This window comes from Lentzea sp. NPDC059081 (assembly GCF_042738015.1).
Classification (GTDB): Bacteria; Actinomycetota; Actinomycetes; order Mycobacteriales; family Pseudonocardiaceae; genus Lentzea.
The window spans coordinates 1-14,603 of the sequence record NZ_JBHYGW010000049.1; the positions used below are offsets into that span (position 1 = coordinate 1).

Consider the following 14,603-nt stretch of genomic DNA (forward strand, 5'->3'; position numbering starts at 1 on the left):
CCAACACAAACAGGCGTGCCATCAACCCGCCGACGGCGCGGGGCCCCCGATCAGATTGCCGGGGGTCTGGGGGCAGCGCCCCCAGGTGGAAGCACACAACCGCAACCAGGCCGCCCGCAAACCAACCACCCGCAAAGGTCGCAACCAGTTAAGACGCAACCCCAACAATGTGCCGCAACTGAGCCAAAAGATCAGACCGAGAAGTAGACCCCAACCTCTGCCGCATCCGAGCCATGTGGTGCTCAACAGTCTTGGCGGAGATGAACAACCGATCCCCCACCTGCTTGTAAGTCATCCCCTCCAACACCAACTGAGCCACCTCCCGCTCCCGATCAGACAACTTCCCGGCATCCTCAGCCACAAGAACTTCACTCTCGGCAACCCGCCGAGCCGAGACAGCCCGCCCCTGCAACAACCGGGCACAGTCCAGCAACCGAACCATCGCCTGACGATCAGAAGTCCGAATCGCAGCCTGCCCGGCCAACCGAGACCCGTCCCACCACAGCCCGACCGCGTGCAGTCCGCGAGCGGCCTCCTCGACCCGGTCAGGATCGACCTTCCCGGCCACGACATCCAGCCAGCACTCAGCAGCAGCGGAAACCACCGCGCAGTAACGATTCCGCGAAGCATTCAAAGCCAACGCAGCAGCATGCTCCTCAGCAGCAGCCGTGTTCTCGTCGATGATCGCCGCGTGCAACAAGCTCCAGTGCAACTGCGTAGCCCACAACGGCGGCGATCCCAACGACCGCAACAAAGCGGAAGCCTGCGCAAGGTGAGGCGCCAGCCGATCCTGATCCCTCAACCGGGCCGCAGCGGCAGCGAACTCCCCCAACGGCAACAACGAAAACAGATCAACAGGATGCCGGAGCACCGCTTCACAAGCCTGTTCCCAAGTACGACGCAAAGTCGCCAAGTCGGAGTTGCGCCGAGCAACCCCGACCTCCAGCGCCACAGCGAAAATCCAGTCCCGAGGCTCGAAAGTCCCCCGAACCGACATCAACGTCTCGCGGGCGACAGCCAGGTTGCCGCGCAGCATGTGCACCCAGGCCTGCAACAACCGGTGCCGCACGGACATCAGCACGCCACCGGTCCCTGACTCCACCGCCCGGTCCAGCACCGACTCGGCGACGTTCGGCTCACCGCAGTGCACAGCCACCAGAGCGGCCAGAGCAGCGGGCGAGTCGGGCAGCAACACCGCGCCACCAGCGGGTTCCAGCATCGAGGAAGCCCGAACCAGCGTGGACAGAGCAGCGGTCTCCGCACCGGAAACCGACTGCCGCACCCCCTGCAGCATCAACGATGCGGCGCCACCGAGCATGGTCGGCGGCTGCGGCGGGGTCTCCTCGAACAGGTGCCCGGTGCCGATCAACCCGATCCCTGCGAAGGCAGCCGCGTAAGGAGTGGCCGCCCACCGGAACAGCTCGGTGGAACGGGCCAGCTGACCACGGTGCGCCAGGGCGACAGCGGCGACTTCGGCCGCGGTGCGCCGATGCGACGAATCGGGAGCACTGATCACCTGGTCGGCGAGCCGCAACGCGCCGTCCAGGTCGCCGGCCATCGCCGAGGCGGTCGCCCAGGAAGCAGCGGTCTCGGCGGAAGGCGCCCCACCACCGGTGGAAGCCTGGAACAAACGAGCGGCCAGCGAAGGATCGGACGACAACGCCTCGCGGGCGGCCGCGGCGAGGATCGGGCCGCCGATACCGGTGTCCAGCAACGGACGCACCAGGTCCAGGACTGGGCCGCCGCGGTCGAGCTGCAGCTGGGCCAGCTTCTGGCGCACCGCGATCCGGCGTTCGGCCCGCGTCAGGGCGCCGACGGCACGGTGCGCGAGGGGTAACAGGGTGCCGTCCTCGGCGAGCATGCCGGTCGCGCGGGCGGCCTCGATGATGTCGCTGACCTCGTCGAAGTCCTTGTCCAGCAACGCGGACAGCAGGTCGAGGCGCTGGGCGGCACCGGCTTCGGCGGCCAGCAGGAACTTCTGCAGGTCCGGGTCGAGCCAGTCGAGCTCGCCGCGGAAGGAGGCGAGGACCTCGGCGGACACCTCGGACGCGGCGCCGAGGCGCTCGACGTACGCCGGCACGCCGCCGGTCTGCGCGAAGACGAAGTCCACCACCGGCTTCGGTGCGTGCAGGTGGTCGCGGATCTGGTCACGGGTGAACGGCGCCAGCGGCACGACGACGGCGCCACGGGTCAGTTCGGCCAGTGCGGCACGACGGGGCCACGGCCGGTACGCCACCACCAGCAAGTCCACGGACGAAAGCGCCGACAGTGCGGCGTCGTCCAGCAGGTGCGCGTCGTCGACGACGCGCACGGCCTGGTTGGTGATCTCCGAAAGCAGCGCTGTCTTGCCGTAACCACCAGGTGCCGCGACGACGACGCGCAGGCTTGTGCCCGGTGTGGCGTCGTTGATCCGGTCCAGGACACCTCGCGTGGAGTCGTCCAACACCAACCTGGCTCGCGTGGTCACGCTCAACGGCCGTCCTCATCATCGTCTCGGGAGTCGGATCGGGAACTGGAGCGGCGTCCGGCGGGTTTCAGCGCGTCCGCCATGCGCTTCACCTTCCTCACCGGGAGCTCCAGCGGGGGTACGTCCACCGGCGGGCGGGGCGGTGGCGCGGTGAAGTCGTCGTCGTCCGGTCGCGTGATCTCGCCGACCGGGAACCGCAACGACGCCTCACGGGTGTGCACGAGAACAGAGGTCTCGAGTGGTTCCGGCTCGTCGTCGGGGCCCATGACCACGAGCCGCGCGGCGACGGCGGCGCCCTTCGCGACCGAGTGCTCAGGAGCGGCCTCGCCCAGCACCCGGCAGTCGACGGACGCGGACAGCGCGTCGCCGATCGCGGGCAGCCGGCAGCCGCCGCCGACGAGCAGCACGGCTTCGGGCTGCACCGGTCCCAGCGCGCGCACGAACGTGGACACCAGGTGGTCGACGGACGGGCGGATCTCCTCGACGAACTCGTCGCGGCCGATCTCCACCCCGCTGACCACGACGGACGGCCCGAAGGACCGCTTCGCCGCCTCGCACTCGACGGCGGACACCGGGGCGTCCTTGCCCAGGCGCCCGCGCACCAGGTCCATCAGCAGGTCGTCGAAGTCGGCGCCGGTGTGGTGGTCGACGCCCTCGACGTGGTTGAGCAGGTCGAACGTCCGGTTCTGCGACCGCTTCACGACCGACGCCGAGAACGCGTGGCTGCCGAGCGAGAACACGGCCAACGACGAACCGGGCAGCACGCGAGCGCGCACGGCGTGGTTCTCGGCCGCCGCGAACGGCTCCGGCACGAGCGTCACGTCGTGGACGCCGACGGCCCGCAGGGCGGAGTGGAGCTGTCCCCGCCGATAGGGGCCCCACCCGGCCGGGTGAGCCACCGCCACGTGGCGGGGCTGTTCACCCTCCCGGGCGACGACCTCGCCGATGACCCACATGATCAGCAACGCGGTCAGCTCCTCGGCCGGGCACATCTCCTGGCCCAGCGAGAACGGCACCGCGTCGCCGACCCGGCGGGCGAAGCCGGAGGCCGACCAACCGGGTACTCCCGGCACGCCCACCGAGAACGTCCCGGCATCCGTGAGCTGCAGCGACGACGGCACCACGAGGGCGATCTCGGCATCCCGGCCACCGTCGAGACGGCACACGGCAGCGGTCGTGCGGGTGGTCCCGACATCGACTCCGAGTGTGTACGACACGTCTCTTCCTCACCTGTTCGCAGCAGCGACCAGTACCTACACGGGTGAACAAGAGACGCTCAAGCGAGGCCCCTAATCCCCTAGGGGGTCAACGAGCGTCACCCAATCAGGGAACGGGGATTCACTGGGAGTGATCCCCGATGTTCTGGGGAACCCCGCCCTCTTAGCTTGGGCACATCAAACCGACACTTCCGTGCCTCACCAGGAGTCCCCGAAGATGATCCAGCCCAGCACGCTCCACGACTTCGTGCTCAACCTGCTCAGCGACCCGTCCCTCAAGGCCGCGTTCGCCGCCGACGCTCAGGGCACCCTGGAGCAGGCCGGGCTCGCGGACATCACCGCCGTTGACGTCCAGGAAGTCATCCCGCTGGTCATCGACCTGCTCCCGGAGACCCCCGCGGGCCTGCCCGCCCTCGAGGGCGTCTACTTCGACGGAGTCGTGGAGGACGTTCTGGCGGAGGGGCCGCTCGGCGCCATCAGCCAGCTGCAGGCCGTCGCGTCCCAGCTGACCTCGTCGGGTCTGTCCCTCGACAACCTCACCACCTCCTCGGCCGGCCTCCTCGCCGTCGACGAGAACGGTCTGACCGTGTGGGCCGGCACGAACACCGCCGACGTCTACGGCGCCGGTGCCATCAAGGTCGACGGCGACTTCTCCGCGGTCAACGACGTGACCTCGGTCCTCGACCAGACCGCCTCCCCGCTGACCGGCACGGTCCTCGACGTGGCCGACACCGCCACCGCGACCGTCGACGCCCCGCTCGCGGGCGTCACCTCGGCCGTTCCCGGTGCCGACGGCATCCTCGGCCACCTGGGCGGCGTCACGGGCCTCGCCCACGACGCGCTGGGCGTGCTCGGCGGCAGCGACGCAGGCCTGGGCGTCGTCAGCGCGACCGGCCTCGACAGCATCGCCGACGGCAACATCGGCCTGAAGACCGACGACACCCTCGGCCAGGTCCACCACACCGCGTCGGGCGTCCTCGACACCGCCTCCGGCGTGACCCACTCCGCCACCGGCCTGCTCGGCGACACCGCCGGCGTCGGCAACGTGCTGGGCACCGTCACCGACGTGACCCACAACGTCCCGGTCGTGGGCGACCTCGACCTGGGGCTGCTCGGCTGAGCCACCCTCCCCGCGAACCGGCCCTGTCTTTCCTGGACAGGGCCGGTTCGGCGTCTGCAAGCCATGATCCGAGCGGCTCAGGCGGTGAGGAACGTCACCGCCCCTCCGAACAGCCCGGTCCTGACAGAACAGGACCGGTCTTGCGTTCGAGGCTTTCACCCAAGGGGGTGAACACGGCACTATGAGTCAGGTGATGGCACCGCCCTGGCTCGACGTGCTCGACGAGACGATCGGGGCCTGCGTCACGCACCGGAGGCCCGATCTGGAGGCCCGGCTGCGCGAAAAGCGGGCACAGCAACTGGATCCCAAGTTGCGCGTTCTCGTCGTGGGCGAGTCCAAGCAAGGCAAGAGTCAGCTGGTCAACGCGTTGCTCAACGCTCCCGTCTGCGCGGTGGGCGACGACATCACGACGACCGTGCCGACCTACGTCCAGCACGCCGAGACACCGTCGGCAGCGCTGGTCCGCAACGCGTCCGCGAACGGTTCGATCTTCCACACCCCGACCGAACGCATCGCGGTCCCGATCGATCAGGTGACGAAACAGGCCACTGCCCAGTCACAGAACGTGGTGCGCGCCGAGATCGGCATCCCGCGCGCGCTGCTCGACAGCGGGCTGGTCCTGATCGACACCCCCGGCGTCGGCGACACCCGGTCCGCGCACACCGCCAGCACGTTCGCGACGCTCATGCAGGCGGACGCCGTGCTGCTGGTCTCGGACGCCACGGGCGAGCTGACGTCGGCGGAGATGACGCTGCTCAAGAAGGTCATGGAGGCCTGCCCGAACGTCACGGTGGTCGTCACCAAGATCGACCTCGTGCCGAGCTGGCGGGCCGTCGTGGAGCGCAACAGGGCCCTGCTGGCCCGCGCCGGCGTCCCCGCGAAGCTGATCCCGGTGTCGTCGGCCCTGCGGCTGCGCGCCGCGAAGACCGGCGACCAGCGGCTCAACACCGAGTCGGGCTTCCCCGAGCTGCTGGCGTGCGTGCAGCGCGACATCGTCGCGTCCGCCGACCTGCTGGCCCGCCGCGCCGTCGCCGTCGTGGCGTCGAGCGCGATCACCCAGCTCGTCACGCCGCTGCGCGAGGAGCTGACGGCCCACGACTCGTCGCACACCACCGCGACGATCTCCACGCTGCAGGAGGCACAACGGCGCGTGGACGAGCTCCGGCGCCGGTCCGCGCGCTGGCAGAACGTGCTCAACGACGAGATGGCCGACCTGGTCTCCGACGTCGAGTACGACCTGCGCGACCGGACCCGCAAGATCCTGCGCGAGGTCGACAAGACCTACGACGAGGCCGATCCCGCGATCGGCTGGGACAAGTTCGAGCAGTGGCTGGAGGACAACCTCAACGAGGCCGCGACCACGAACTTCGCCTGGCTGATGGAACGCGCCGAGTGGGTGGCGGCGAAGGTCGCGAAGAACTTCCCCGTCTACCGCGAGGACCTGATCCCCGGCTCGGTGCTGCCCGACGACCTGCTGGAACCCGCCAGCAGGCTGGAGAAGCCGAAGATCGAGCCGTTCTCGATCCCGCAGAAGCTCTTCACCGGTCTGCGCGGCTCCTACGGCGGCCTGCTGATGTTCGGCCTGGTCACCTCGCTCGCCGGCATGCCGCTGATCAACGTGGTCTCGCTCGGCGCCGGTGCGCTGTTCGGCGGGAAGTCCATTCTGGACGAGTCGGACCAACGGCTGAAGCGCCGCCAGGCCGCCGCGAAAGCCGCCGCCCAGCGGCACGTCGACGACTTCTTCGTGAAGTTCTCCAAGGACGTCCGCGACTCCGGCCGGCACATCCAGCGCTCGCTGCGCAACCACTTCAGCACCCTCGCCGAGGAGCTGCAGGAGACGTTGCTCGAGTCGGCCCGCAGCGCAAAGCGCGCGATCCAGGACGACCAGACCGACCGCGAGCGGCGGATGCGCGAGGGTCGCAAGGAGCTGGACAAGCTCGTCACGCTGTACAAGAGGGTGCAGGCGCTCGGGGGTCCCACCATGGAGCTCTCCGCGTGACATTGGACCGCGTCGTCTGGTCGATGCTGCAAGAAGCGATGGGCGTCTACCGCGACAGCCCGCGCGCCACCGCGTGGCTGCGCTCGCACGCCGAGCGCTACACCGAGCCGGTGCGCATCGCCGTGGCCGGGCGGTCGCGGATCGGCAAGTCCACTGTGGTCAGTGCGCTGATCGGCGACGAGTTCGCGCCGCAGAGCTCGTTCGTCTGGTACCGCGGCGGATCAGAGCCGCGGGCGCACGTGTTCTCCGGTCCCGGCAGGCCGCACGAGGTCTCCATCGGCCGCCGGGGCGCGCGGTACCACGTCGAGACCGGCCAGGTCGACCGCGCCGACAAGGTCGTCGTCGAGTGGCCGGCGCGGACGTTGCGGGACGTCGTGCTCATCGACACGCCGTCCGAGGCGACGCCGGACCAGGTGCTGGGCGACGCGGACGCGTTGCTGTACCTGATGCGGCACGTGCAGGACGACGACCTGAAGTTCCTGCAGTCCGCCAACGACCACCCGATCGCCCGCACCGCTGCGATCCACACGGTCGCGGTGCTCGCCCGTGCCGACGAGATCGGCGCCGGACGGATCGACGCGCTGTCGTCGGCCAAGCAGATCGCACGCCGCTACCGCCGCGATGTCGCCGTGCAGCCGTTGTGCCAGAACGTGGTCTCGGTCGCCGGGTTGTTGGCGGTGGCCGCGAAGACGTTGCGGGAGGACGAGTTCCAGGCCCTGCGGATCCTCGCCTCGCTCGGGCGCGAGGAGCTGGAGGACCACCTGCTGTCCGCGGACCGGTTCGTCGGCGAGCAGTTCCCGCTGGCCATGGAACCGGCGGTGCGCCAGGCGTTGCTGGAGCGGTTCGGGATCTTCGGCGTCCGGCTGATCACCGCGCTGATCCGGCAGGGCTTCGACTCGCAGGTGAAGCTCACCGGCCAGTTGGTGCAGCGCAGCGGGCTCGGCGAGCTGCGCGACTCGATCGCGGTCCACTTCACCGAGCGCCGCGAGATCCTCAAGGCGCGGTCGGCCCTGCTGGCGCTGGACGTGCTGCTGCGGATGGAGCCGCGGCAGAACGCCCGCAAGCTGGTGGCCGACCTGGAACGGGTGGTGGCCTCCGCGCACGACTTCCGCGAGCTGCGGCTCGTGGCGGCACTGCAGTCCGGCCGCACGAAGCTGCCCGGCGACCTGCAGACCGAGGCGCTGCGGATCATCGGCGCCGAGGGCACGGCTCCGGCGGCGCGGCTCGGGTTCGAGTACGAGGCCGACGTGCGCGAGCTGCGGGAGGTGCTGATCGACGCGCTGGTGCGCTGGCAGGCGCAGGCCGCCGACGTGCACGCGCCGAACGACCACCGGAAAGCCGCCCAGATCGTGGTCAGAACCTGCGAGGGGCTTCTCCAGCAGATGTCCTAGGGCACGATGGGCCGCATGGAACTCGTGCCCTGGGCTGACGACCACTTCGAGCACTTCCTGCGCTGGGCGGTCGACCCGAGGATGACCACGTTCATCGCGGACGGGCAACCCTGGACGCGGGACTACGTGGAGCTGCGGCACGCGCAGGCGCTGCGGCACTGGGAGGACCACGGCTTCGGCATGCACCTCATCGTCGAGGACGGCGAGGTCGTCGGCCTCGCGCAGATGCTCGACGGCGACCTCGGCGAGATCGAGATCGGCTACTGGATCGACCCGGAGCACTGGGGACGCGGTGTCGCCACCCGCGCCGCGGCGTTGCTGCGGGACAAGGCGCTCGCGATCGCCGACCGGGTCGTGGCGGGTCATCAGGCCGAGAACACCGCGTCCGGGCGGGTGCTCGAGAAGGCCGGTCTGACGTACTTCACCAGCAGGTACATGCACGGAAGACTTCAGCACTGCTACGCGTTGCAGCGGGGTATGAGCGACACCGGGGTACTGCGCTACAGCGCGTTCACGACGGATCCGGCAGGCGGCAACCCGGCGGGGGTCGTGCTGGACGCGTCGGGCCTGTCCGAAGCCGAGATGCTCGCGATCGCCGCGAAGGTCGGCTACTCCGAGACGGCGTTCGTGGTCCCCTGGGCCACCGAGCGCGTGTTCGACGTCCGGTACTTCAGCCCCAAGGCGGAGGTGCCGTTCTGCGGCCACGCCACGATCGCCACGTCCGTCGCGCTGGCCGAACGGCTCGGCGACGGCCCGCTCACGTTCCACACGCCGGCCGGTGAGATCACCATCGAGACCTCCGATGGCACGGCGTCGTTGACCAGCGTGCCGACCAGCACGTCTCCCGCCGACCCGTCGCTGGTGTCGGCCGCGCTGGAAGCATTGGGGTACAAGGAGATCGGCGACGGACCGGTGCACGTCGGCTTCGGCGGCGCACGCCACCTGATCATCCCGCTGCGGGACCGCGAGCAGCTGCGCGAGCTCGACTACGACTTCGACGCGTTGCGCGACCTGATGCTGGCGCACGACCTCACGACGGTGCACCTGTTCTGGCGCGAGTCGGCGGACCTCGTGCACGCCCGCGACCCGTTCCCCGTCGGCGGCGTGGTGGAGGACGCGGCGACGGGCGCGGCCGCGGCGGCGTTCGGCGGCTACCTGCGCGACCTCGAAGGGCCGCAGCGGTTCGTCATCAGCCAGGGCGAGGACATGGGCAGGCCGTCTCGCCTCGAAGTCGATGCCACGCGTGAGGACCGGCGCGTCCGCGTGACCGGAGCCGCCGTCGTCATCCCCTGAGCCCCGCTTGGGTCCGACGCTGCCGCCGCGCGCAGGGTGCACGGCAGCAGCGTCGAACCGAGGGGTGCGCACCCTCCCGCGCCGGACCCGTGGGCGCTGCCGCAAGCGCCGGGCCGGAAGATCGATCGAAGTCACTATGCCCCGATCGAAGGGTGGCGGCGCATTCAGAAGGGGGATACAAGGTCTTTATGCCCGAGCTGGAGCTCCGCCACCTCCGTGCGGTCCGCACGATCGCCGAGGAGGGCAGCGTCACCAAGGCCGCGACCCGCCTGGGCCTGACCCAGCCCGCGCTCTCCGCCCAGCTCCGCACCGTCGAGAGACTCGTCGGTGGCCAGCTCTTCGACCGGACGCGCAACGGTTGCGTCCCAACGGACCTGGGCCGGCGCGTCCTGGGCACGGCCCGGCTGGTGCTCGACGAGATGGCCCAGCTGATGAGCACGACCCGCGCGTCCGACCGCCGCGGGCCGCTGTTCTTCGGGTGCATCCCGATCCTGTACTTCGCCTCGCTGGTGGAGGGGCTGCGCGCGCTCAACGCCGACGTGCGGGCGGAGGTGCGGCCGTCGTCCGCGGAGATCGTGGACATGCTGGAGGCCGGACAGGTGCACGTCGCGCTGTTCGAGTTCTTCGACGGGATGCACGCTCGGGACCTCGCGGGGATCGAGCTGCGGAAGCTCGTGACCGAGCCGGCGTTCGTGGCGTTGTCCGCCTCGGATCCGCTGGCCTCGCTCGAAGAGGTCGATCTCGGGGCGTTGGCTGACCGTGACTGGGTCACGCCGCCCAAGCCACACATCGGGTCGCGGACTCAGATGTTCCAGGTTTGTGCTGATGCCGGGTTCGTGCCTCGGCTCACCCATCACACCGGGGAGGCCAGCATGGCTCGGGGGTTGGTGGCAGCCGGGTGTGTTTCGTTTGCTGCTGCGCCGTCTCGGGGTGGGGACGGGATCGTGATTCGGCGGTTGCGGGGGATGCCGTTGATGACCGACATCTTCGTGGCGATGCGTCGGGATTCGCCTGTTGCCGGGCGGGCGCATGAGGTTTTTGCTTGTGCTGCTGATGCTTATCGGTCTGTTTTGGATCGGAATCCGGAGTATCGGCGGTGGTGGGATGCCCATCCTGAGGCTCATCCGGAGTTTGCGTAGGGGGCGGGCGGCGGGCGGGTTCCAGCGTGGTCGCCTTGGGGTCCGCGCGAGTTCCAGCGTGGTCGCCGTTGCGGTCTGGTGCCTGTTCCAGCGTGGTCGTGCACCTCGGACGAAAGACTGGGTACATCGCCGCTGCGCGACGATTGCGATTGGGGCTTGACTTCGGGGCCCTTGCGAGGCGCTGGTTCGGCCGGAAAAGGCCGGATGCTTCGCAACCGGCCGATCCACTAGTGGTAGCACCTCGCACCCAAAGTCAAGCCCCAATCGCAAAACCACGAGTGGGTGCACCGCTACCCATCTGGGCAAGGTCCGCACTGCTCGCCTTCGGCATCGCTTGGGGCCTCGGCTTCGCCGTTGGCGGTGCGGGGGTTGTTTCGCCTCGCTTCGCATTGCCGCTGTGGCGGGTGGGGACGTGCTTTTCCCTGGTCAGATCGAGATCGGGCGGGACGGGCGGCCCAGGAGCTTCTCCAGGTCCGGGCGCACCTCTGCGAAGACGCCTTCGCGGATCGCCTTGAAGAAGTCCACGACGACTGGCGGCAGGCCGGCGGCGATCATGTCCTCGTCGCTCACGTCCTGGAAGCGGTCGCCGGCCAGCTCCGGGAAGGACCACGAAGTGGAGCCGGTGAGCTCGTAGACGGTGTTCTCGTGGCCGTCGGTGGTCAGGACCACGGCGGCGGCCAGGGCGTAGTCGTCTCGGGCTGCGCTGGCCACTCGGCCGTCCTTCGTCGAGACTGCCACGGTTTCGGCGGAGAGGGCGCCCAGGTAGTTCTCGTGGTACATGCCGTTGCGGAGGAAGGTGAACGGGATGCCGGTGGCGCGGATGGCCTCTTCGGTGGTCTTGTGGACCACGGCGACGCTCACGGTGGAAGTGTCGGCGTCGGTGAGGCTCGTGTAGAAGATGTGGCCCACGCCTGCTTCTACGGCGGCGGCGATGGCGTTCTTGTGCTGGGTGATGCGGGTTTCCACGTCCGGTGCTTCGCCCGACACGATCAGGAGCTTGTCGGCTCCGCTGAAGTCGAGGGTCTCGGGCTTCTCGAAGTCGCCCTGGCGGACCTCCACGCCGGTCAGCGTGAACTTCTCCGGGGAGCGCACGGACACGATGACCTGCTCCGACGTGCGGTCCAGGACGTAGCGGACCACTGCGTTGCCGAGCTGGCCGGTGGCTCCGGTGATGAGGATCGTCATGGGCAAAGCATGCGGTTAGCGCTAACCTCTGGAAAGTACCTACTTTGAAGTCGGGTACTTACTCGGAGGTGAGCATGCAGGTCACGGTCTGTCCTGAGCGGGCGACAATGGAGCACATCACAAGCAAGTGGGGTGTGCTGGTGTTGCTGGCGCTGTCGGACGGCGGGTCTTGGCGGTTCAGCGAGCTGCGGCGGGAGCTGGCGAACGTGGTCAGCGAGAAGATGCTCACGCAGACGTTGCGGACGCTGGAGCGGGACGGGTTCGTCGACCGGGACGTCAAGCCGGTCATCCCGCCGCACGTCGAGTACGTGCTGACGCCGCTCGGCAAGGGGGCCGCGCGGCACCTCACGGGGCTCTACCACTGGATCGAGGCGAACCAGCCGGAGGTCTCCGCGGCCCAGCGGCACTATGACGAGGCCTGAGGCGGGCCGGAGGATCGGCGGGTAGACGTCGGTGTTGTCACCCGTTTGCGCAGTGAACGTTCTCACTGTTTCCCCTGAAGTCCGAGAAAGACATCGGATGGGTCACGATTAGGGGGCGCAATCTGAGGTCTCGGACTGGCACAATGGACCAATGGCCCAACCGTTCACCGACGAAAGCCATCCGGCGGAGCCCTATCCGGGTACTCGTCCAGACCACTGTTTCGTTCACGTGGACGAAACAGGCTGGCCAGTGCGACCGGACCTCACGATGGAGTCGGGATGGCGGGTCGAGCCTGAGAACATCGATCTAGACCAATGGCTCGCAAACCACGGTGAACCCCCGCTGGCTGCGCGAATGCCGGTGCTCGGGTACGGCTCCAACGCCAACCCGAGCAAGCTCACCTGGCTCCGCGAGGAGCTCGGTCTCGAAGGCCCCGCAGTCGTGCTCCGCGCACGGTGCGAGGGCCTTTCTGCTGTCTGGGCGGCGGGACTGCGCCTGCGGGACGGACAGCGGCCGGCCACTCTCGCGGGCGCGCCTGGTGTCGTCGAGGAGCACTCCATCTGGTTCGCCACGCCCGAGCAGTTGCGTGTGCTGGACCGGTGTGAGGGGCGCGGGCTGCGTTATCGGCTCGTGCGGCTGCACACGGGCCGTGTGGTGCTCTACAACGGTGGCGTCATCGACAGCGTTCTGGCGTACACGGCGGGCTCCAAGAAGCGGATGCCCGTGCTCTTCAACGGCCGTATGGTCCGGTGCGCGGACGTGTCGCAGCGGGGCGCACGCGTGCTGGGTGAGAGGCCTGCGATGACGGACGGGCTGGACGTGACCGAGGTCCACGGCGACCCGTCGGCGGACGACTGGCCCGAGCTGCTGTTCGTCTACGGCACGCTGCAGCCGGGCGCAAGCGCTTGGCACCTGATGGAGCCGCACGTCGTGGCGGCCGAGGAGACCCACCTGCCCGGCACCCTCTTCGACACCGGCCTCGGCTACCCCGCGCTGCGTCCCGGCGCCGGCCTCGGCGTGCCCGGCTTCGTGCTGCGGCTGCGGTCGCCCGAGGACGCGCTGCCGCTGCTCGACGAGTACGAGGGCGACGACTACCGGCGCGTGCGCGTCGTGCTGCCCGACGGCCGGATCGCGTGGACCTACATCTGGACCGCGGCGGTGCAGGGCATGGCGGAGCTCCCCGACGGTTGGGACGTCCACCAGATCCGGTGAACTTCCGGCACGTCGCGGTGGGTTGATCGAGATCGGGGCACATCCTTCGGTGGTAGGAGGTGCACCCATGAACCGTCGGTTGATCGCGTGTGGACTGCTGGTGCTCGCGTCCGTCACTGCCTGCGGGACGAGAACGCCGGACACCGCGTCGCAGACGTTGCCGACGTCTACGCCGCCCTCGACCACCGAGACGACGACCTCGTCTCCCACGACCACCCCGCCCGCGGACTCCGGCGCGGTCACCCCCGCCGTGAAGCGCTGCGACTCGGCCTCGCTGCAGGGTGAGGTCACCCCGACGGACGCCGGCGCCGGCAACCGGTACGGCAGGTTCGTCGTCACGAACTCAGGCGGCGCGCCCTGCACGCTCAACGGCTACAGCGGCTTCCAGTTGGAGAACGCCTCCGGCGCGGTGCCGACCAAGCTGGAGCGCAAGGCCGACCCCGGTCCCGCGGCGCTGACGCTCCGGCCGGGCGGCAAGGCGTCGGCGAACCTGCACTGGAACGTCGTCCCCGCCGGCAACGAGCCCGTCGAGGGCGACTGCCAGCCGGAGCCGTCGAAGGCCGCCGCCATCCCGCCGGACGAGACCGCGGCGCTGAGCGTGCCGTGGACGCTCGGACCGGTGTGTTCGGGTGGCCACATCGAGATAAGCGCGTTCTACGCTGCCTAGATGCAAGAACCCGGATGGCTCGCCGTGCTGCCGCACGGCGAGCGCATCGCCTTCTCACTGCGCACCGCTGCCGTGCCCGTCGTGGTGAGCGAGGACGTCGAGACGGCCGTCAAGACCTCCGAGCTGCCGGTCGTCCTCATCGGACACTTCACCGGCGCTCCCGCCGCGGTCCGGTACGCCCAAACGCGTTCAGGGCTCGCCGCGCTCGTCCTGGTCTCGCCGGTGCTCGGCATGTGGGACGGCGCGTCGGACGACCTGGCCGACCTGATGGACGAGGTCGCGTCCGGGCCGCCGCTGGGCGACCTGCCCACGTTGTGGCTGCACGGTTCCGAGGACCAGATCGTGCCGATCGCGGACACCCGCGCGGGCACCGACCGGATCCGCGGGTCCGCGTTCGAGGAGCACGTCGCCGCCGGGCTGCTGACCGACGGCGAGATCGTCACTCGGGTGCTGGAGTTCGCGCGGCGGGTCATCTGACACCATTTCGGGT

At 69.4% G+C, this 14,603-nt stretch carries 12 protein-coding genes; 9 read left to right on the forward strand and 3 right to left on the reverse strand.

Translation table 11 applies throughout. The features are described 5' to 3' along the window. Window positions 1-148: 148 nt before the first annotated feature. Together ACFWV3_RS44120 and ACFWV3_RS44125 are read right to left on the reverse strand one after the other, a co-directional pair. On the reverse strand, window positions 149-2,173 hold the full coding sequence (locus tag ACFWV3_RS44120) for a LuxR C-terminal-related transcriptional regulator (RefSeq protein WP_382420052.1): 2,025 nt from the start codon (window positions 2,171-2,173) through the stop codon (window positions 149-151). A 296-nt stretch (window positions 2,174-2,469) separates the two neighbouring features. After that, window positions 2,470-3,684 carry an Hsp70 family protein gene (locus ACFWV3_RS44125; protein WP_382420054.1) on the reverse strand — a complete coding sequence of 405 codons (1,215 nt, stop codon included), beginning with the start codon at window positions 3,682-3,684 and terminating at the stop codon, window positions 2,470-2,472. A 217-nt stretch (window positions 3,685-3,901) separates the two neighbouring features. On the opposite strand from ACFWV3_RS44125, the gene ACFWV3_RS44130 reads away from it, so the two are divergent. The 5 genes from ACFWV3_RS44130 (at window position 3,902) to ACFWV3_RS44150 (ending at window position 10,626) form a co-directional block, all read left to right on the forward strand. After that, on the forward strand, window positions 3,902-4,804 hold the full coding sequence (locus ACFWV3_RS44130) for an IniB N-terminal domain-containing protein (protein ID WP_382420056.1): 903 nt from the start codon (window positions 3,902-3,904) through the stop codon (window positions 4,802-4,804). Window positions 4,805-4,997: 193 nt separating this feature from the next. Then, a complete protein-coding gene (locus tag ACFWV3_RS44135) occupies window positions 4,998-6,803 on the forward strand; it encodes a dynamin family protein (RefSeq protein ID WP_382420111.1) in 1,806 nt (601 codons plus the stop codon). Continuing rightward, complete coding sequence (locus tag ACFWV3_RS44140; protein WP_382420058.1) at window positions 6,800-8,194, forward strand: hypothetical protein; 1,395 nt, start codon at window positions 6,800-6,802, stop codon at window positions 8,192-8,194. The genes ACFWV3_RS44135 and ACFWV3_RS44140 overlap by 4 nt, the downstream gene beginning before the upstream one ends. Window positions 8,195-8,209: 15 nt before the next feature. After that, on the forward strand, window positions 8,210-9,487 hold the full coding sequence (locus tag ACFWV3_RS44145) for a PhzF family phenazine biosynthesis isomerase (RefSeq protein WP_382420060.1): 1,278 nt from the start codon (window positions 8,210-8,212) through the stop codon (window positions 9,485-9,487). Between the two features lie 152 nt (window positions 9,488-9,639). Then, window positions 9,640-10,626, forward strand: coding sequence for a LysR family transcriptional regulator (locus ACFWV3_RS44150; protein ID WP_382420062.1), 987 nt, complete (start codon window positions 9,640-9,642; stop codon window positions 10,624-10,626). Window positions 10,627-11,052: 426 nt separating this feature from the next. Here the strand turns inward: ACFWV3_RS44150 and ACFWV3_RS44155 are convergent, their stop codons facing one another. Beyond that, a complete protein-coding gene (locus tag ACFWV3_RS44155) occupies window positions 11,053-11,811 on the reverse strand; it encodes an SDR family oxidoreductase (protein WP_382420064.1) in 759 nt (252 codons plus the stop codon). A 107-nt stretch (window positions 11,812-11,918) separates the two neighbouring features. Here ACFWV3_RS44155 and ACFWV3_RS44160 point away from each other — a divergent pair, with 107 nt between their 5' ends. The 4 genes from ACFWV3_RS44160 (at window position 11,919) to ACFWV3_RS44175 (ending at window position 14,590) form a co-directional block, all read left to right on the forward strand. Next, window positions 11,919-12,233: a winged helix-turn-helix transcriptional regulator gene (locus tag ACFWV3_RS44160; RefSeq protein WP_382420066.1), complete on the forward strand. Its 315-nt coding sequence runs from the start codon at window positions 11,919-11,921 to the stop codon at window positions 12,231-12,233. 355 nt (window positions 12,234-12,588) lie between these two features. Further along, complete coding sequence (locus ACFWV3_RS44165; protein ID WP_382420068.1) at window positions 12,589-13,446, forward strand: gamma-glutamylcyclotransferase; 858 nt, start codon at window positions 12,589-12,591, stop codon at window positions 13,444-13,446. Between the two features lie 67 nt (window positions 13,447-13,513). Next, window positions 13,514-14,113 (forward strand): DUF4232 domain-containing protein, encoded by a 600-nt coding sequence (locus tag ACFWV3_RS44170; protein WP_382420070.1) that lies wholly within the window; start codon window positions 13,514-13,516, stop codon window positions 14,111-14,113. Then, window positions 14,114-14,590 (forward strand): alpha/beta hydrolase, encoded by a 477-nt coding sequence (locus tag ACFWV3_RS44175; RefSeq protein WP_382420072.1) that lies wholly within the window; start codon window positions 14,114-14,116, stop codon window positions 14,588-14,590. Window positions 14,591-14,603 lie beyond the last annotated feature (13 nt).